Here is a 17,941-nt window from a genome sequence, read left to right as displayed (position 1 = left end):
TCTGGCCAGAATCGCTAACGCCGATGAGGGCAAAAGCGGCATAGTACGGGGGGCAAAACGGACAAACCGGCGGCCGGTGACCATGAAAAAGCGGATTAGCGACGCCCGTCTCACTGAGGCGGTGATCACCACCAACATCCTGTCCTGCCTGGCCGAAGTCGCCGAAGAACGCGGCCTCGACTGCCGTCACTGGTTCTCCGGTCTGGGCCTGACGCGCGAGCAGATCCACGACGCCAGCGTGCGCGTGTCCTATCGCCAGGCACGGCTCGTGCTCAAGCGCGCGCTGCGTTCGCTGACCGACCCCGGTCTGGGCCTGGACGTGGGCAGCCGGCAGAACATCGGCAACTTCGGCGTGCTCGGTCTGGCGATGATGACCGCGCGCACCTTCGGCGACGCGCTTGCGATCAGCGTCGAGCACCACCGCATCACCGGCAGTCTGGTCGATCTGGACTTCGAGGCCCTCGACGCGACGCGGATCGCGATCATCGTGCGCCAGCGCTACCCGGACGCCGACCTGCTGCCGTTTCTGTGCGAAGAGCTGCTGTCGAGTTCGCTGATGGTCTGCCGCACCCTGGTCGGCGAATCGTTCCGGCCGCGGCTCATGGAGCTCGCCTACCCGGCGCCGGCGCATGCCGATCGTTATGCGGCCCTGTTCGGCTGCGAGGTGCGCTTCGGCGCGCTGGAAAGTCGCGCGATCATCGACACGCGCTGGCTGGAATTCGCCCTGCCGACCTATAACCCGATCACCGCGCAGCAGTCCTTGGCGCTATGCGAGGCGCAATCGGCCGCCCTGCCCGCGCAGAACGAAATCACCGACGCCGTCGCCCGCCTGCTGCGCAGCCGGCTGGCGCACAACCCGATGCTGGCCGACATCGCCAGCACGCTCAATCTCACCGAGCGCACCCTGCGCCGGCAGCTGACCGCCGCCGGCGTGGGCTTCAAGCAGTTGCATGACCGCATCCGCAGCGAACATGCGACCGGTCTGTTGCAGAAGGCCGACCTGACCATCGCCGAGATCGGCACGGCGGTGGGTTTTCGCGACGTGCGCGAATTCCGCCGCGCGTTCAAGCGCTGGACCGGCGTGCCACCGCGCGCGATGCGCAACGCCGGCCTTTAGGCGCAGGCCGCCAGGGCGGCGCTGGTTTCGTTGGAACGCAGCTGCGCTTCGGTGCCGTAGCGATCGACCTGGATCCAGTATTCGACGATGCGTCCGTCGACGACGCGGTACACCGCGCTGGCCAGTTCCACGACCGGCCGGCGCGTCGGCGCGTGACCATCGACGGCACCGACATGGCAGCCGCGCTGACGCCAGCGCGCGTACACGCGGTCGCCTTCGGCGATGAGCTCGGTGACTTCCAGATCGAAGTCGCCGTAGATGTCGCGGAATTCGCGCACATGCTGCGCATAGTCCTCGGGCGTGCGCACGACATCGGCCGGCGCTTCGGCATTGAGCTGATGGGCGATCACGTTCGCGGCCAAATACTGGCTTGCGCGACCGGGCGCTTCGCCGCTGCGCACCACGCGCAGGAAGCCCGAGACCACGGACTTGGGCGTGGCATTGGCAGGCGGTGCGACCTGGGCCGCCTCGGCCTGCACGGTGGCGGTCGACAGGTAGCCGCCGAGGAACAGCAATTCTTTCCAGATGGTCATGATCTTCTCCCTTGGCTGAGGACGGTGCGTGAGGCCCCGTCTTGAGTGTGGTAGAAGATACGCGGGCCGAATCCGGGCAAAAAGCGACGATTTGGCAAGCCAGACTTGAGGAATATTCACATGGGACGATTGCCGCTCGCCGCCCTCGAAAGCTTCCTGCTTGCCGCCCGCCTGGGCAATCTGTCGCGCGCCGCCGGCCAGCTCAATCTCACCGTCAGCGCGCTAAGCCATCAGATGCGCGGACTCGAGGAACGGCTCGGCCGCAAGCTGTTCATTCGCGGCTCGCGCGGCGTAAGCCTGACCGCGGAAGGCGAGCGCCTCATCGATGGCATCGCTGCGCCGCTGGGCGCGATCGAGCGCGCACTGCGGCAGTGCGAGATTCCCTCCGACGACATCCTCAATCTCAGCTTGATGCCGTCGATGGCTTCGAGCTGGCTGCTGCCGCGCCTGCCGGAATTCGTCGCCGCGCATCCGGAACTGCAGATCAATCTGCAGTCGACTCCGGTGCTGGTGAACTTCGAGCTCGAACCCATCGACGCCGCGATCCGTTTCGGCGGCGGGCAATGGCCCGGCCTGATCGCCGAACACCTGTTTGACGAAACCCTGACGCCGGTGGCGAGCCCGGCACTGGTCAAGCGACTGGGACGCGAGCGCCTGCGCGACCTCTCCGCCTGCCCCTTGCTCGGCGATCCCGGCGGCCGCTGGCCGGCCTGGTTCGAGCGCGCCGGCGGCACCCCACCCGCGCGATTCGTCGCGCACTTCAGCGACTCCGAGACCCTGCACAAGGCGGCGGTCGAGGGTCTGGGCATCGCGCTGGGGCGCATGACGATGGCGCGTCCGCTGATCGAGACCGGCCGCCTGCTGGCCTTGAGCAAGCAGCGACTGCGCGCGGAGTTCTCGCACTATCTGGTGATGCCGCCGCGCTCGGAAAAACGGCAGAGCGTGCGCCTGTTCCGCGACTGGCTGCTGGCGCAGGCGCGACAGTACGCGAAGCAGGTGGGCGGAGAGACCCGCCTGCGGAAGTGATGCGGCGGCCCTCACCCCGACCCTCAGCTCTGCACTCCCTTCGGTCGTCCCGGAGGGAGAGGGAGAGAAGTGCCGCGCACAAAAAAACCCCGCCGAAGCGGGGTTTTTTCGATAGCGATGCAAGCCGGAATTCCCCGCCGGATTGAACGCCCAACGGGCGGTCCAATCCGGCGAATTATTGCCCCACAGCGTGGGGCAATAATCAGAAATCCATACCGCCCATGCCGCCCATGCCGCCACCGCCGTGACCGCCGGCGCCCGCGTCATCCTTCTTCGGCATGTCGGCCACCATCGCTTCGGTGGTGATCATCAGGCCGGCGATGGACGCCGCGTTCTGCAGCGCGGTGCGCGTGACCTTGGTCGGGTCCAGGATGCCCATGGCCAGCATGTCGCCGTACTCGCCGGTCGCGGCGTTGTAGCCGAAGCTACCCTTGCCCTCCTTGACCTTGTTCAGCACCACCGACGGCTCTTCGCCGCAGTTGGTGACGATTTCGCGCAGCGGCGCTTCCATCGCGCGCAGGGCGATCGCGACACCGTGGTTCTGGTCTTCGTTCGCACCCTTAAGGCCGGAGATCGTCGACAGCGCGCGGATCAGCGCAACGCCGCCGCCCGGGACCACGCCTTCTTCCACGGCGGCACGCGTAGCGTGCAGCGCGTCTTCGACGCGGGCCTTCTTTTCCTTCATTTCGATTTCGGTCGAGGCACCGACCTTGATCACGGCGACGCCGCCGGCGAGCTTGGCGACGCGTTCCTGCAGCTTCTCGCGATCGTAGTCCGACGAGGTCTCTTCGATCTGCGCCTTGATCTGCTTGATGCGCGCCTGGATACCGTCGGCCACGCCAGCGCCGTCGATGATCGTGGTGTTTTCCTTGGAGACCTGGATCTTCTTGGCGCGGCCCAGATCCTTGATCGTGGCCTTGTCGAGCGCGAGGCCGACTTCTTCGGAGATCACGGTGCCGCCGGTGAGGATGGCCATGTCTTCGAGCATCGCCTTGCGACGGTCGCCGAAGCCCGGCGCCTTCACGGCGCAGACCTTGACGATGCCGCGGATGGTGTTGACGACGAGCGTGGCGAGGGCTTCGCCTTCGACTTCCTCGGCGACGATCAGCAGCGGCTTGCCGGCCTTGGCGACGGCTTCGAGCACGGGCAGCAGCTCGCGCACGTTCGAGATCTTCTTGTCGTGCAGCAGGATGAACGGGTCATCGAGCTCGGCCGACATCGACTGCTGGTTGTTGATGAAGTACGGCGACAGATAGCCGCGGTCGAACTGCATGCCCTCGACGACGTCGAGTTCGTTGTCCAGGCCCGAGCCTTCTTCAACGGTGATCACGCCTTCCTTGCCGACCTTGTCCATGGCCTTGGCGATCAGCTCGCCGATGTTGTGATCGGAGTTGGCCGAGATCGAACCGACCTGGGCGATTTCCTTGCTGTCCGAGCACGGCTTGGAGATCTTCTTAAGCTCTTCGACGGCCGACACGACGGCCTTGTCGATGCCGCGCTTGAGGTCCATCGGGTTCATGCCGGCGGCGACCGCCTTCATGCCTTCGCGGATGATCGCCTGCGCGAGCACGGTCGCGGTCGTGGTGCCGTCACCGGCGGTGTCGGAGGTCTTGGAAGCGACTTCCTTGACCATCTGCGCGCCCATGTTCTCGAACTTGTCGGCCAGTTCGATTTCCTTGGCGACGGAGACGCCGTCCTTGGTGATCGTCGGCGCGCCGAAGCTCTTCTCGAGCACGACGTTGCGGCCCTTCGGGCCCAGGGTTGCCTTCACGGCATTGGCGAGGATGTTGACACCCTTGACCATGCGGGAACGGGCGTCTTCGCCGAAACGAATGTCTTTAGCTGCCATGTCTGAAATACCTCAATGCTGTTTCGAATAGGGGGAACGGCGAGCGGCGGGCGGGCCGCGCTCGGCCGGGATCAGAGGATCGCGAGGATGTCGTCTTCCTTGACCACCAGGATGTCGTTGCCGTCGAGCTTGATCTCGGTGCCGGCGTACTTGCCGAACAGGACCTTGTCGCCGACCTTGACCTTCGGGGCGCGGACGGAACCGTTGTCGAGGGCCTTGCCTTCGCCGACGGCGAGCACTTCACCCTTGATGGGCTTCTCGGTGGCCGAATCGGGAATGACGATACCGCCGGCGGACATCTTTTCTTCTTCCATACGCTTGATGACGACGCGATCGTAAAGCGGCTTGATGTTCATGCTGTTCCTCTTGATGGCTAAATGAATCAAAGACTTGCGTGGACGTCGGGGGAGGCTGTTAGCACTCGACCCCGATGAGTGCCAATTTTAGCGCGCAGTGATGACCGTTAGGTAGCGCTGCGGCCCCTCCTTGATGGGGCCGGGGCGCCGCGATTCAACACCCCGGAACGGGATTCATCGCTTGGGCGGGTCTGCGCGGACTGGCCGGACGACGCGATTTCGCGCACTTGGCATGGCGCGGCGCAACAAAACCGGCCCGCCCACGCCCAGGAAAATCAATCACTTGGCTCCAGCGTCCGCGGGGGAGGCCATTCTGTGACGCACGACACAGTCTCTTTGACACAATCGCCCGGCACCCTTCCGAGGGTGCGTTTTTTTTGCCCAGCGTTGTTGGGCCTTACCGGGGAGAGAGGAATGTCTGGAGTGACCCATAGCCGCCGCCTGGGGGCGGCGATGCTTGTTGCCGGCCTGTGTGCCGGAACCGCGCAGGCGGAAGTGTTCATCAATGAAATCCATTACGACGACGCCACCAGCAGCGGCGACGTCGGCGAGCGCATCGAGATCGTCGCTACGGCCGGCGAGACCCTCAGCAGCTATCGCCTCTATCTTTACAACGGCACCGGCTCGACGACCGCCGCGACCTACTACGACAACGACCTCGTGCCGACCGGCAGCCTGGTCACCTGCGGCGGCACGGTGCGCATCGCAACCGTGAGCTACCCGACCAATGGCATCCAGAACGGCGCCAACGACGGCATCGCCCTGGTCAATCCCAGCGGCACCGTCGTGCAGTTCGTGAGTTACGAAGGCGGCATCAAGGCCTCGAGCGGCCCCGCCGCCGGCTTGACCAGCACCGCGCTGGCCGTCGAAGAATCCAACAACACCGCCGCCGGCACCTCGCTGCAACTCGGTGGCAGCGGCACCGGCTCGGCGAGCTTCACCTGGCGCGCGTCGGCGACGCAGACCTTCGGCGGCTGCAACAACGGCCAGACCTTCAGCGCGCCGAATCCGCCGCCGACCGTCACCTCCACCTTGCCCGTGAATGGTGCGACGGATTTCCCCGCCGCGGGCGATCTGCAAGTCAACTTCAGCGAGGCGGTGACGCTGGCGAGTGGTGCGTTCACGCTGCAGTGCGCGACCTCCGGCGCCGTCGCCCTGAGCTATCCGTCCAGCGGCAGCGGCTTCCTGATCTCCACCGGCACCGCTCTCACCGGCGGCGAAAGCTGCACGCTGACCGTGGTCGCGACGAAAGTCACCGACAGCGGCGGCGCCAAGCTCGCGGCCAACAGCGTTGTCGCGTTCAATGTCGCGCAGGCACAGACGGGCTACTACAGCCACGTCAACACCTCCAGCGCCTCACAGCTGCGTTGCTCGCTGCACGCGACGATCCGCGGCCACACCGCGTATCCGTACAGCTCCAGCACGGGCACGAGTGTGTGGACGATCCTGGAGATCGCCGACGAGGATCCGAACAATGCCGGCCGCATCCTCGACGCGTACCGCAACCGTAGCTACGTCAAGGTCACCGAACGCGCCGGCTCGGGCACCGGCCTGCGCTACAACCGCGAGCACACCTGGCCGAACTCGCTGGGCTTCGGCACGGCGACGGGCAACCTCGGTCTGCCGTACGCGCCGTATACCGACACGCACATGCTGTACCTGACCGACGCGACCTGGAACGCCGACCGCGGCAACAAGCCGTATGCCGATTGCACGCTCGCCAGCGGTTGCGGCGAGCGCGTGACCGAGGCCAACAACGGCCAGGGCGGCGGCAGCGGCGTGTATCCGGGCAATTCGAACTGGGTGAAGTCGCCCGACGGCAATGCCGGCTCGTTCCAGGTCTGGGGCAAGCGCAAGGGCGACATGGCGCGCGCGGTGCTGTACATGGCGATCCGCTACGAAGGCGACGCCCATCCGGGTACCGGCCAGTCCGAACCCGATCTGGAGCTGACCGATGACCGCAGCAAGATCGTCATCACCTCCAGCTCGCCGGCATACATGGGCCTGCTCTCGACCCTGCTGGCCTGGAATGCCGCCGATCCGCCGGATGCCGCCGAGCGCGCGCGCAACGAAGTGATCTACAGCTTCCAGGGCAACCGCAACCCGTTCATCGACCACCCCGAGTGGGCGACGGCGGCCTTGTTCAATTCGGCCAAGCCGGCGACCTGCACGCTGAAATAAGCGCAGGCCTGCGGGTTCGAAAGCAAACGCCGGGAGCCATCCCGGCGTTTTTTTGTCCGGCGGCACCGGTTCCGGGACCTTCGCCACGTGCCGGCGACGCGACAACCTCTAAACTGGCGCCCGGACCGAACGAGACCCCGCCATGACCCACCGCCTTGCCGTTGCCGCGGCCCTGTTGTTCGCCGCCGCCACGCTCGGGGCCGCGCCGGCGCGTGCGGTCAGCGAAAAGGATCTGCTGCCGGTCGATCAGGCGTATCAGTTGCAGGTCAAATCGGTCAGCCGCGAGCGCGTCGAATTCACCTGGACGATCGCGCCGGGCTACTACCTCTACAAACACCGTTTCGCGGTGCAGCCGGTCGATGCGGCGTTCAAGGCCAATCCGCTGCAGCTGCCGGCCGGTCACAAACACCACGACGAATTTTTCGGCGACGTCGAAACCTATCGCGACACGGTGACCGCCGTGCAGACCGGCGCGACCGCCAGCGATGCGACGCGCGTGCAGTTCAAGGTCAAGTACCAGGGCTGCGCGGACATCGGCGTGTGTTATCCGCCGCAGACGCGGATGGTGACGGTGGCCATGAGCGGCAGCGTCGCGGACAGTGGCGAGGCGGCGGACGATGCGTTGGCGGCGCTGACGGGCAATACGCCGCCGACCGTCGGCACCGGCGAGGTGCTGCCCGAAGACCAGGCCTTTCATGTCGAGGCGATCGCGAATTCGCCGGCCGAGCTGCTGGTGCGACTCACGCCCGCGCCCGGCTATTACCTGTATCGCGACAAGACGCATCTGAGCTTGGTCGACGGCGACGGCGTCACCCTCGGCACGCCGCGCTGGCCGGCGGGCAAACCGCATCGCGACGAACATTTCGGCGATGTAGTCGTGTACTTCGACCAGGTCGAGATTCCGGTGCCGCTGACGCGCAGCAACACCGCCGCGCAGACGCTGCACCTGAAAGTCGATTTCCAGGGCTGCCTCACCGACGGCATCTGCTATCCGCCGATGTCGCGCACGCTCTCGCTGTCCCTGCCCGCCGGTGCGGGCGTGGTAGGAGCGGACCTGGCCGCGAACGGCGAGGGCCATTCAAACTACCTCGCCTTCCTCACCGCCCTCGCGCTCGCCTTCTTCGGCGGCCTCATCCTCAACCTGATGCCCTGCGTGTTGCCGGTGCTGTCGTTCAAGGCGCTGGGTCTGGCGCAAGGCGGAGAAAGCCACGCGCACGCGAAAAAACACGCGCTCTGGTACACGCTCGGCGTCCTCGCAAGTTTTGCGGCGATCGGCGGCGCCGTGCTCGCACTGCGCAGTGCCGGACAAGCTCTGGGCTGGGGCTTCCAGCTGCAGCAGCCGTCGGTAGTCGCGGTGCTGACCCTGCTGCTGTTCGCGATCGGCTTGAGCCTGTCGGGCCTGTGGCAGTTCGGCGCCGGCCTCGCCGGCACGGGCCAGTCGCTGACGGAAAAATCCGGCGCGGCCGGCGATTTTTTCACCGGCGTGCTCGCGGTCGTTGTCGCCAGTCCGTGCACGGCGCCATTCATGGGCTCGGCGCTCGGCTATGCCTTCACGGCGCCGGTGGTGCCGGCCTTGCTGGTGTTCCTCGCGCTCGGCCTGGGCCTGGCGCTGCCCTTCCTGCTGATCGGTTTCGTGCCGGCGCTGGCGACGCGCCTGCCTAAACCCGGCGCGTGGATGGACACGCTCAAGCAATGGCTCGCGTATCCGATGTATCTCACCGCCGTGTGGCTGGCCTGGGTGTTCGGCAAACAGCGCGGCATGGATGCGCTCGCCCTGCTGCTGATCGCCGCCGTCGTGCTCGCCTTGAGCCTGTGGTGGATCGAACGACAGCGTTACGTCGCCGGCATCGGCAAGAAGCTCCTCGGCTGGGTCCTGCTCGCGATCGCGGCGACGACTCTGGTCGTCGCGCTGCGGATTCCGGGCGAGGCGAGCACGGCCGCGGCCACGCAAGGCAGCGAAGCGTATTCGGCGGCGCGCCTGGCCGCGCTGCGCGCCGAAGGCAAACCCGTCTTCGTCGACATGACCGCCGACTGGTGCATCACCTGCAAGGTCAATGAAAAGGCAGTGCTGCACACCGATGCGTTCAAGCAGCTGCTGGCGGACACGGGCACGGTGTACCTGGTTGGCGACTGGACAAACCAGGACGCGGAGATCAGCGCGTTTCTCGATCAGTACAAAGCCCCGGGCGTGCCGCTGTACGTGGTGTTCCCCGCCGGCGGCGGCGAGGGCCGCAAGCTGCCGCAGTTGCTCAGCGAAAAAATCATGCGCGACGCCCTCACCGACGCCGCCAGTAAACGATGAAGGCGCGCGACGGCATCCTCGTTCTCGCGGCGGCCCTGCTCGCCGCCGTGCTGGGCCTGGTCGCGAGCGTCGCGGTCAGCGGCCCGGGCCCGCTGCTGCGCACCGACTGGGGCCAGCGCCTGCTCGGGCAGTGGCTCGACGCCAAAGCCCCGGCGGGTGTCGCCGTCATCGAACCCGGCCAGGCGATGCCGCGCCTGCCGCTGCCCGCCTTGCAGGGCGAAGTGGACTCGGTGCCCGTCGCCGGCCGGATCACCCTGATCAACTACTGGGCGAGCTGGTGCGAGCCCTGCCGCCGGGAAATGCCGATCCTTGATCGCTATGCCCGGGACCAGGGCGCCGCCGGCGTCCAGGTCGTGGGTATCGCGCTCGACGAGGCCGACGACGCCCGCGGTTTCCTGCGCGAGCAGCCGGTGGGCTTTCCGATCCTGGTCGAGGCCGCCGGCCCCGCCGACAGCTCCGCGCGCCTGGGCAACGGCCTGGGCGTTTTGCCCTACAGCGTGCTGATCGGCGCCGACGGGCGCCTGCTGCGGCGCCGTTTCGGCGACTTCCGCAGCCTGGCCGAACTGCAGGACTGGGTCGACGAAGCCCGGTGAGCACAGGTTAACCAGAATCAAACAGACGGCATCTTCCGGGAAAATGCACTAATCGTCTGGACAGCCGTCCGAGCCTGGGACACACTCCGCTTCCGCTCGGGAGGGACCGGTGGCCAAATTACTCGTCCTGCATGGACCCAATCTCAACCTGCTCGGTGAACGCGAGCCAGGCATCTACGGCCGCACCACGCTGGCCCAGATCGACGCTCGCCTGGCCACCCGCGCCAGCGAGGCCGGACACAGCCTGACCAGCCTGCAGAGCAATGCCGAGCACGTGCTGGTCGAGCGCATCCAGGCCGCGCGCCAGGACGGTACCGGCTTCCTCCTGATCAATCCGGCCGCCTTCACGCATACCAGCGTGGCGATCCGCGACGCCCTGGCGGCGGTGCAGATCCCCTTCATCGAAGTGCACCTGTCCAACCCGCATTCCCGCGAGCCCTTCCGCCAGCACAGCTATGTCAGCGACCTGGCGCGGGCGGTGATCTGCGGGTTCGGCGCCGAAAGTTATTTCTACGCGCTCGAAGGCGCGTTGCGCTGGCTCGCGCCACGCACCGCCGACGAGGGCGACGCTGTCCTGACCGGCCTCTGAGCCGCCACCCCTTTCCTTTCAACACAAGACGAGGCCTGCATGGACCTTCGCAAGATCAAAGCACTCATCGACCTGCTCGAAAAATCCAATCTGGCCGAGCTGGAAATCAAGGAAGGCGAAGAATCCGTTCGCCTCGCGCGCACCTCGCGGCACGCCCCGGCGCCGGTCGCCGCCGCGCCGGTGGCGCACGTCGAGCACGCGCGTCCGGCCGTCGCCACGCCGGCGCTCGCCGCGACCGCAACCGAAGCCCAGGGCAAGGGCGGCAAGGACGTGCCCGACGGCCACATGATCCGCTCGCCGATGGTCGGCACCTACTACGCCTCGCCCAATCCGGATTCGGCGCCGTTCGTGAAGATCGGCCAGACCGTCAAGGCTGGCGAGACCCTGGGCATCATCGAAGCAATGAAGATGTTCAATCCCATCGAAGCCGATGTCAGCGGCACGGTGCGCGCGATCCTGGTCGAGAGCGGCCAACCGATCGAGTTCGACGAACCGATGTTCGTGATTTCTTGATCAAGCCAAACTCCCGGAAGACCCATGCTCACTAAAGTCGTCATCGCCAACCGTGGTGAAATCGCGCTGCGCATCCTGCGCGCGTGCCACGCCCTGGGCATCAAGACCGTCGCGGTGCATTCCACCGTCGACCGCAACCTCAAGCACGTGGCGATGGCCGACGAATCGGTATGCATCGGCCCGGCTCCGTCCTCGGAAAGCTACCTCAACATCCCCGCGATCATCGCCGCGGCCGAAGTCACCGACGCCCAGGCGATCCATCCCGGTTACGGCTTCCTGTCGGAAAACGCCGATTTCGCCGAGCGCGTGGAATCGTCCGGTTTCATCTTCATCGGCCCGACCGCGAACGTGATCCGCATGATGGGCGACAAGGTCGAAGCGATCCGCGCGATGAAGGAGGCCGGCGTGCCCTGCGTGCCCGGTTCCGGCGGCCCGCTCGGCGACGACGGCGATGAAAACCTGCGCATGGGCCGCGAGATCGGCTATCCGGTCATCATCAAGGCGGCCGGCGGCGGCGGCGGTCGCGGCATGCGCGTGGTGCGCGAGGAAAGCGCCCTGCTGTCCTCGATCGCCACGACCAAGGCCGAAGCGAAGGCCGCGTTCTCCAACGACATGGTCTACATGGAGAAATTCCTGGAGAACCCGCGTCACGTGGAGATCCAGGTGCTGTCCGACGGCCAGGGCAATGCGATCCATCTCGGCGAACGCGACTGCTCGATGCAGCGCCGTCACCAGAAAGTCGTCGAAGAAGCGCCCGCACCCGGCATCACCCCGGAAATGCGCGCCGAAATCGGCAAGATCTGCACCGATGCTTGCGTGCGCATCGGTTATCGCGGCGCCGGCACATTCGAGTTCCTGTTCGAGGACGGCCGTTTCTACTTCATCGAAATGAACACCCGCATCCAGGTCGAGCACCCGGTCACCGAACTGGTCACTGGCGTGGATCTGGTGCGCGAGCAGCTGCTGATCGCTTCGGGCGAAAAGCTCAAGCTGCGCCAGGAAGACATCGTGCTGCGCGGTCATGCGATCGAATGCCGCATCAATGCCGAGGATCCGGAAACCTTCCTGCCTTGCCCCGGCCTGATCAAGCATTTCCATGCGCCCGGCGGTCCCGGCGTGCGCGTGGATTCGCACATCTACGAAGGCTACAAGGTGCCGCCGAACTACGACTCGATGATCGGCAAGCTTATCGTGCACGGCAATACGCGTGCGCAGGCGATCTCGCGCATGCGGGTCGCGCTCAGCGAGATGGTTGTCGACGGCATCAAGACCAATATCCCGCTGCAGAGCCGGATCATGGCCGACATCGGTTTCCAGCAGGGCGGCACCAATATCCACTACCTGGAAAAGCGCCTCGCCGAACGCAAGGACAAGGTGATCGGCCTCGGCTGATCGCTTGTCGCGTCTCCGGTTCGCTTCCCGCCTACTTTTTCTTTTCCGCTCATGGTCAAATTTTCCCGTCGCCTGCCGCTGCGCCTCGCCCCCGTGGTTCTCGCCCCGGTCCTGCTCGCCGTCACCGCGAGCACGGCGGTGGCGGCGACAGAAGCACCTGCCGCAACACCGAAGGAAAAACTCGAAGCCTTCGACTACTTCAACCTCGTGCTGATCGGCACGACCGCCGCCGCGGATGGCACGCGCCTGGCCTGTTTCCAGTTGCCCGATGGCAGCCGCCAGGCGGCCGGCGTGAACAACCACCTGGGCAAGAACCACGCCTACATCAGCCGCGTGAACCAAAGTTCGATCGAAGTCACCGAGCTGCTGCCGGTCAACGGCGGCGAGTGGGCGGTGAGCCGTTTCTTCTGGCCGGTGTCCGCGTCCGCGCCGGAAGGCGAGATCCAGTGCCCCGACAACCGCGAGCCGGCCGACAGCGGCATCCAGGACGTGGCGCGCTGAGCCGCCGCGCACGGTCGCGCCTTCACGGCCCGACCCGATCGGCATTTGGGCGATAATCGGGGCCTCCGCCGCTTTCCCCCTGGACTCCATGCCCTGGCTCGAACTTTCCCTGCGCTGCCGCGCCGCCGATGAAGCGCGGCTCGAAACCGCCCTCGAGGATCTCGGCGCGTTGTCGGTGTCGCTGATGGACGCGGCCGATGCCGAAAACGAACAGGCGATCCTCGAACCGGGGGTCGGCGAAACGCCGCTGTGGCCCGACGTGACCTTGCTCGCTTTGTTCGCCGAAGACACCAACGAACACCTGCTGCTGCATGCGCTCGAGGCCTACGACGACAAACTCGACCTGTCGACGGCGCAGTTCCGTGTCGTCGCCGACCAGGACTGGGAACGCGCCTGGATGGATCAGTACGCGCCGATGCACTTCGGCACGCGCACCTGGATCATTCCCTGGAACATGGACGCGCCGCCGGAAGCCGAGGGTGCGGTCATCGTGCGTCTGGATCCGGGCCTGGCTTTCGGCTCGGGCACGCATCCGACCACCGCGCTGTGTCTGCAATGGCTCGACGGACTCGATCTGCGTGGCCAGACCGTGCTCGATTTCGGCTGCGGCTCGGGCATTCTCGCACTCGCCGCACTCAAGCTCGGCGCCGCGCGTGCGGTCGGCGTCGACACCGATCCGCAGGCGCTTGCGGCCAGCCACGACAATGCCGAACGCAATGGCGTGGGTGCGCAGTTGGCCGTATTCGGTCCCGAGGATGAACCGCGCGCGACCTATCCGGTCGTGGTCGCGAACATCCTGGCGTCCGCACTCGATGCCCTTGCAGAAACTCTCGCCGCGCGCGTCGCGCCCGGCGGCGTGATCGCCCTGTCCGGCATCCTGCACGGACAGGAAGACGCGCTGCTCGTTCGCTTCGCACCGTGGTTCGAATCGCTCGAAGCCACGCAGCTCGACGACTGGATGCGCATCACCGGCGTGCGCAAGACCGACGGGGCGAAGGCATGAGCTCGCCCTCGCCGGATTTCCTGCAACCGTCCGCCCCGGCGCCGAAGGCCCCGGGACATCGGTTCTGGTTGTGGTTCGCGTTGCCTTGGCTGGTGCTCGCCCTGTTGATCCAGATCGCGGTGGCCGATCGCGCACGTTTCGCCGCCGATCCGCTCTGGCGTCCGCGCATCCAGGCGCTGTGCGATTTCCTGCGCTGCGAGCTGCCGGCCTGGCACGAGCCCGACGCATTCCATGTCACCTCGCGCGAAATCCGACCGCATCCCTCGGTGCCCGGCGTACTGCTGGTGTCGGCGAGTTTTCGCAACGACGCCGCGTTTCCGCAGCCGTGGCCGCAGCTGGAACTGTCGCTATCCAATCTCGATGGCGATGCGCTCGGTCTGCGCCGTTTCAGCCCGCACGAATATCTGGGCAGCGAACCGACGACGATGCAGATCGCGTCCGGACAATCGGCGAGCATCACGCTCGAGGTGCTCGATCCGGGCAAGCGCGCGGTGAGTTTCAATTTCGGATTCCGCTGATCCCCGGACCGGTGAATCATCGGCCCGGCGCGGGGCAAGATGCGTGCCTGCCTGACTTTTGTCTTGTTCCGTCAAGCGTTTGCGACCACGATGGCGCCGAGAAAATTTGCGGGGTAGACTGCGCGTCCGCCCGTCACCGGCGGCCCGCAGGGAAGCGGACAAAACTACGGAGCCCCCTGACTGTGAATTCTCTCCACGCATTGCGCGCGGACCCCGCACCGCTTTCCCATCCGCAACCCGCGCTGCGCGATTACGTCGCCAAAGCTGTGCGTCGTTATCTGCTGGATCTGGGCGAGTGCGAGTCGCACGAACTCTACGACATCGTGCTGCGCGAGATCGAACATCCGATGCTGGAAGAAGTGATGCGCCATTGCGACGGCAACCAGAGCCGTGCCGCGGCGACGCTGGGCATCAACCGCGCCACGCTGCGCAAGAAACTGCGCGAACACGGCCTAGCCTGACGCTGTTTCTACCGGCCGGGAAGGCTATAATTAGCGCCTTTCCCGGGGTGTCCTCCATGTCTTCCGACCGTTTGCCCGTGCGCCGGGCACTGCTTTCTGTTTCCGACAAAACCGGCGTGCTCGAGCTGGCCCGCGCCCTGGCCGGACTCGGCGTCGAACTGCTCTCGACCGGCGGCACGGCCAAGACCCTGCGCGAGGCGGGCATCGCGGTGCGCGATGTCAGCGACGTCACCGGTTTCCCGGAAATCATGGACGGCCGCGTAAAGACCCTGCATCCGAAAATCCACGGCGGCCTGCTCGGCCGCAGCGGCACCGACGACGCGGTGATGGCCGAACACGGCATCGCGCCGATCGACCTGCTGGTGGTGAACCTGTATCCGTTCGCAGCGACCGTCGCCAAGCCCGACTGCGGCTACGACGATGCCATCGAAAACATCGACATCGGCGGCCCGGCGATGTTGCGTGCCGCCGCGAAGAATCATGCGCGCGTCAGCGTCGTCGTCGATCCGGCCGACTATGCCGTGCTGCTCGACGCCCTCGCCGCGGGCGGCACCACGATCGCGCAACGTCGCGGTTTCGCGGCCAAGACTTATGCGCACACCAGCGCCTACGATGGCCAGATCACGCAGTGGCTGTCGCCGAGGGCAGCTGATCCGACCACGCCGGAAGCCTGGCCGCATACCTTCAACCTTTCGCTCGATCTGGCGTCGGCGCTGCGCTACGGCGAGAACCCGCACCAGCGCGGCGCGCTCTACATCGAGAAGATCGCGCCGCAGGGCATCGTCGCGACCGCGCGCTTCCTGCAAGGCAAGGAGCTGTCGTACAACAACCTTGCCGATGCCGATGCCGCGCTCGAATGCGTCAAGGCCTTCGATGCGCCGGCCTGCGTCATCGTCAAACACGCCAATCCCTGCGGCGTCGCGGTCGCGGCCGATTTGCTGACTGCCTACGATCGCGCCTATGCCGTGGATCCGACCTCGGCCTTCGGCGGCATCATCGCCTTCAACCGGCCGCTCGATGCGGTGACCGCGGCGGAAATCCTCAAGCGCCAGTTCGTCGAAGTCGTGCTCGCGCCGGCGATCGCCGCAGACGCGCTGCCGCATTTCGCCAAGAAGCCGAACGTGCGCGTGCTCGCGACCGGCGAACTCGGCGCCGGCCATGGCGCGCTGGAATTCAAACGCATCGCCGGCGGCCTGCTCGTGCAGGATGCCGATACAGACCAGCTGCAAGCGGCCGATCTCAAGATCGTCAGCAAGCTCGCGCCGACGCCGGCGCAGATGAGCGACCTGCTGTTCGCCTGGAAGGTCGCGATGTACGTGAAGTCCAATGCGATCGTCTACGCGCGCGATGCCCAGACGATCGGCATCGGCGCTGGCCAGATGAGTCGCGTGGTCAGCGCGAAGATCGCCGGCCTCAAGGCCGAAGAGGCGGGCTTGGTCGTGCCCGGTTCGGTGATGGCGAGCGATGCGTTTTTCCCCTTCCGCGACGGCATCGATGCGGCGGCGGCGGCCGGCATTTCGGCGGTCATCCAGCCCGGCGGTTCGATGCGCGACAGCGAAGTCATCGCCGCCGCCGACGAGCACGGCATGGCGATGGTGTTCACCGGACGCAGGCATTTCCGGCACTGAGATCAGCGTAGCAGCCAGCTTGCTGGCGAACAGCGATTAGGTCGCCAGCGAGCTGGCTCCTACACAGAGGAAGCGCAATGAAGATCCTGGTCATCGGCAGCGGCGGTCGCGAACATGCCCTCGCCTGGAAACTCGCGCAATCCGCCCGCGTAAGCGAAGTTCTCGTCGCTCCGGGCAATGCCGGCACGGCGCGCGAGCACAAATGCCGCAATCTCGACATCGCGGCGAGCGATCTCGACGCCCTGCTCAATATCGCCGAAACCGAGGGCGTGGCCTTGACCGTCGTCGGCCCGGAAGGTCCGCTGGTCGCGGGCATCGTCGACCGTTTCCGCGCAGCCGGCCAACCGATTTTCGGGCCGACCGCCGCCGCCGCGCAGCTGGAAGGCAGCAAGGCCTTCGCCAAGGATTTTCTCGCCCGCCACGGCATTCCGACGGCGTACTACGGCGTGTTCACCGACACCGCCGCCGCGCTGGCCTACGTGCGCGAAAAAGGCGCACCGATCGTGGTCAAGGCCGACGGTCTCGCGGCCGGCAAGGGCGTGATCGTCGCGATGACGCTCGCCGACGCCGAAGCCGCGGTCGTCGACATGCTGTCGGGCAATGCGTTCGGCGCTGCGGGCGCGCGCGTGGTCATCGAGGAATTCCTTGATGGCGAGGAGGCGAGTTTCATTTCCATGGTCGACGGCCGCACCGCGCTGCCGATGGCGACCAGCCAGGACCACAAACGCGTCGGCGACGGCGATACCGGTCCCAACACCGGTGGTATGGGCGCGTATTCGCCCGCGCCCGTGGTCACTGCCGACGTGCATGCGCGCGTGATGCGCGAGGTCGTCAATCCGACCGTGCAAGGCATGATCGCCGACGGCATGCCGTTCACCGGATTTCTGTACGCGGGCCTGATGATCGATGCGCAGGGCGCGCCGAAGGTCATCGAATTCAATGTGCGTTTCGGCGATCCGGAAACACAGCCGGTCATGCTGCGCCTGCAATCGGACCTGGTCGCCCTGGTCGAGGCGGCGATCGCGGGCCGGCTGCACGAGGTCCGCGCCGACTGGGACGATCGTCCGTCCCTGGGCGTGGTCATGGCGGCGGCGAATTATCCCGAGGCACCGCGCACTGGCGATGTCATCCGCGGGCTTGACGCCGAGGCGCCGGCGGGCAGCAAGGTCTTCCATGCCGGCACGCGCCTGGTTGACGGCCAAGTGCTCACCAGCGGCGGTCGCGTGCTCTGCGCCTGCGCGCTGGGCGAGAGCGTGATCGACGCACAGCACCGCGCCTACGCGGCGGCCGCGCAGATCGGCTGGGACGGCGAATTCCATCGTCGCGACATCGGCTGGCGCGCCATCGCACGCGAACGCGGCTGATCCCCGCCCGCAGGA

General features: G+C 66.4%; 17 protein-coding genes. 14 read left to right on the top strand and 3 right to left on the bottom strand.

What is annotated here, in order from left to right; all coding sequences use genetic code 11:
* The first annotated feature begins 82 nt into the window (after positions 1-82).
* Entirely contained in the window at positions 83-1,117 is a 1,035-nt protein-coding gene (locus G467_RS0114250; protein ID WP_022970409.1) for an AraC family transcriptional regulator, read from the top strand.
* Here the strand turns inward: G467_RS0114250 and G467_RS0114245 are convergent.
* A complete protein-coding gene (locus G467_RS0114245) occupies positions 1,114-1,650 on the bottom strand; it encodes an ester cyclase (protein ID WP_022970408.1) in 537 nt (178 codons plus the stop codon). The genes G467_RS0114250 and G467_RS0114245 overlap by 4 nt on opposite strands.
* A gap of 120 nt (positions 1,651-1,770) precedes the next feature.
* On the opposite strand from G467_RS0114245, the gene G467_RS0114240 reads away from it, so the two are divergent.
* The gene (locus tag G467_RS0114240) at positions 1,771-2,676 is read left to right on the top strand and encodes a LysR substrate-binding domain-containing protein (RefSeq protein WP_022970407.1); all 906 of its coding nucleotides are present in this window, start codon (positions 1,771-1,773) and stop codon (positions 2,674-2,676) included.
* Between the two features lie 202 nt (positions 2,677-2,878).
* On the opposite strand, the gene groL is transcribed toward G467_RS0114240, so the two are convergent.
* Positions 2,879-4,525: a chaperonin GroEL gene (groL, locus tag G467_RS0114235; RefSeq protein WP_022970406.1), complete on the bottom strand. Its 1,647-nt coding sequence runs from the start codon at positions 4,523-4,525 to the stop codon at positions 2,879-2,881.
* Between the two features lie 71 nt (positions 4,526-4,596).
* Positions 4,597-4,881, bottom strand: a complete 285-nt coding sequence (gene groES, locus G467_RS0114230) for a co-chaperone GroES (RefSeq protein WP_026802718.1) — start codon at positions 4,879-4,881, stop codon at positions 4,597-4,599.
* Positions 4,882-5,334: 453 nt separating this feature from the next.
* On the opposite strand from groES, the gene G467_RS0114225 reads away from it, so the two are divergent.
* The 12 genes from G467_RS0114225 (at position 5,335) to purD (ending at position 17,926) form a co-directional block, all read left to right on the top strand.
* The gene (locus G467_RS0114225) at positions 5,335-7,062 is read left to right on the top strand and encodes an endonuclease (protein WP_022970404.1); all 1,728 of its coding nucleotides are present in this window, start codon (positions 5,335-5,337) and stop codon (positions 7,060-7,062) included.
* 142 nt (positions 7,063-7,204) lie between these two features.
* Positions 7,205-9,364, top strand: coding sequence for a protein-disulfide reductase DsbD family protein (locus G467_RS0114220; protein ID WP_022970403.1), 2,160 nt, complete (start codon positions 7,205-7,207; stop codon positions 9,362-9,364).
* Positions 9,361-9,957 carry a TlpA family protein disulfide reductase gene (locus G467_RS17040; protein WP_022970402.1) on the top strand — a complete coding sequence of 199 codons (597 nt, stop codon included), beginning with the start codon at positions 9,361-9,363 and terminating at the stop codon, positions 9,955-9,957. The genes G467_RS0114220 and G467_RS17040 overlap by 4 nt, the downstream gene beginning before the upstream one ends.
* A 109-nt stretch (positions 9,958-10,066) precedes the next feature.
* Positions 10,067-10,546, top strand: a complete 480-nt coding sequence (gene aroQ, locus G467_RS0114210) for a type II 3-dehydroquinate dehydratase (RefSeq protein ID WP_022970401.1) — start codon at positions 10,067-10,069, stop codon at positions 10,544-10,546.
* A gap of 39 nt (positions 10,547-10,585) precedes the next feature.
* Positions 10,586-11,059 (top strand): acetyl-CoA carboxylase biotin carboxyl carrier protein, encoded by a 474-nt coding sequence (gene accB / locus G467_RS0114205; protein ID WP_022970400.1) that lies wholly within the window; start codon positions 10,586-10,588, stop codon positions 11,057-11,059.
* Between the two features lie 24 nt (positions 11,060-11,083).
* The gene (gene accC, locus G467_RS0114200) at positions 11,084-12,451 is read left to right on the top strand and encodes an acetyl-CoA carboxylase biotin carboxylase subunit (RefSeq protein ID WP_022970399.1); all 1,368 of its coding nucleotides are present in this window, start codon (positions 11,084-11,086) and stop codon (positions 12,449-12,451) included.
* Positions 12,452-12,502: 51 nt separating this feature from the next.
* Complete coding sequence (locus tag G467_RS0114195) at positions 12,503-12,952, top strand: pilus assembly protein PilP (RefSeq protein ID WP_022970398.1); 450 nt, start codon at positions 12,503-12,505, stop codon at positions 12,950-12,952.
* 88 nt (positions 12,953-13,040) lie between these two features.
* Positions 13,041-13,955, top strand: a complete 915-nt coding sequence (gene prmA / locus G467_RS0114190) for a 50S ribosomal protein L11 methyltransferase (RefSeq protein ID WP_022970397.1) — start codon at positions 13,041-13,043, stop codon at positions 13,953-13,955.
* Positions 13,952-14,473 (top strand): DUF3426 domain-containing protein, encoded by a 522-nt coding sequence (locus tag G467_RS0114185; RefSeq protein ID WP_022970396.1) that lies wholly within the window; start codon positions 13,952-13,954, stop codon positions 14,471-14,473. Before prmA ends, G467_RS0114185 begins: the two co-directional genes overlap by 4 nt.
* A 182-nt stretch (positions 14,474-14,655) precedes the next feature.
* A complete protein-coding gene (fis, locus tag G467_RS0114180; protein ID WP_081644702.1) occupies positions 14,656-14,934 on the top strand; it encodes a DNA-binding transcriptional regulator Fis in 279 nt (92 codons plus the stop codon).
* Positions 14,935-14,990: 56 nt separating this feature from the next.
* On the top strand, positions 14,991-16,562 hold the full coding sequence (gene purH, locus G467_RS0114175) for a bifunctional phosphoribosylaminoimidazolecarboxamide formyltransferase/IMP cyclohydrolase (protein WP_022970394.1): 1,572 nt from the start codon (positions 14,991-14,993) through the stop codon (positions 16,560-16,562).
* 77 nt (positions 16,563-16,639) lie between these two features.
* Positions 16,640-17,926, top strand: coding sequence for a phosphoribosylamine--glycine ligase (purD, locus tag G467_RS0114170; RefSeq protein ID WP_022970393.1), 1,287 nt, complete (start codon positions 16,640-16,642; stop codon positions 17,924-17,926).
* The last annotated feature ends 15 nt before the right edge of the window (positions 17,927-17,941 follow it).

The sequence above is a fragment of the Arenimonas oryziterrae DSM 21050 = YC6267 genome (assembly GCF_000420545.1).
In the GTDB taxonomy this organism is placed as follows: Bacteria; Pseudomonadota; Gammaproteobacteria; order Xanthomonadales; family Xanthomonadaceae; genus Arenimonas; species Arenimonas oryziterrae.
Note: the sequence above shows the minus strand (reverse complement) of the source record. Positions and strands in the feature narration are given on the sequence as shown.

Coding starts and splice junctions, on each gene's coding strand:
- G467_RS0114245 (WP_022970408.1), bottom strand. CDS start 1,650: ATGACCATCTGGAAAGAATTGCTGTTCCTCGGCGGCTACCTGTCGACC.
- accB (WP_022970400.1), top strand. CDS start 10,586: ATGGACCTTCGCAAGATCAAAGCACTCATCGACCTGCTCGAAAAATCC.
- purH (WP_022970394.1), top strand. CDS start 14,991: ATGTCTTCCGACCGTTTGCCCGTGCGCCGGGCACTGCTTTCTGTTTCC.
- G467_RS0114225 (WP_022970404.1), top strand. CDS start 5,335: ATGCTTGTTGCCGGCCTGTGTGCCGGAACCGCGCAGGCGGAAGTGTTC.
- G467_RS17040 (WP_022970402.1), top strand. CDS start 9,361: ATGAAGGCGCGCGACGGCATCCTCGTTCTCGCGGCGGCCCTGCTCGCC.
- groES (WP_026802718.1), bottom strand. CDS start 4,881: ATGAACATCAAGCCGCTTTACGATCGCGTCGTCATCAAGCGTATGGAA.
- G467_RS0114220 (WP_022970403.1), top strand. CDS start 7,205: ATGACCCACCGCCTTGCCGTTGCCGCGGCCCTGTTGTTCGCCGCCGCC.
- groL (WP_022970406.1), bottom strand. CDS start 4,525: ATGGCAGCTAAAGACATTCGTTTCGGCGAAGACGCCCGTTCCCGCATG.
- G467_RS0114185 (WP_022970396.1), top strand. CDS start 13,952: ATGAGCTCGCCCTCGCCGGATTTCCTGCAACCGTCCGCCCCGGCGCCG.
- G467_RS0114250 (WP_022970409.1), top strand. CDS start 83: ATGAAAAAGCGGATTAGCGACGCCCGTCTCACTGAGGCGGTGATCACC.
- G467_RS0114195 (WP_022970398.1), top strand. CDS start 12,503: ATGGTCAAATTTTCCCGTCGCCTGCCGCTGCGCCTCGCCCCCGTGGTT.
- G467_RS0114240 (WP_022970407.1), top strand. CDS start 1,771: ATGGGACGATTGCCGCTCGCCGCCCTCGAAAGCTTCCTGCTTGCCGCC.
- purD (WP_022970393.1), top strand. CDS start 16,640: ATGAAGATCCTGGTCATCGGCAGCGGCGGTCGCGAACATGCCCTCGCC.
- accC (WP_022970399.1), top strand. CDS start 11,084: ATGCTCACTAAAGTCGTCATCGCCAACCGTGGTGAAATCGCGCTGCGC.
- prmA (WP_022970397.1), top strand. CDS start 13,041: ATGCCCTGGCTCGAACTTTCCCTGCGCTGCCGCGCCGCCGATGAAGCG.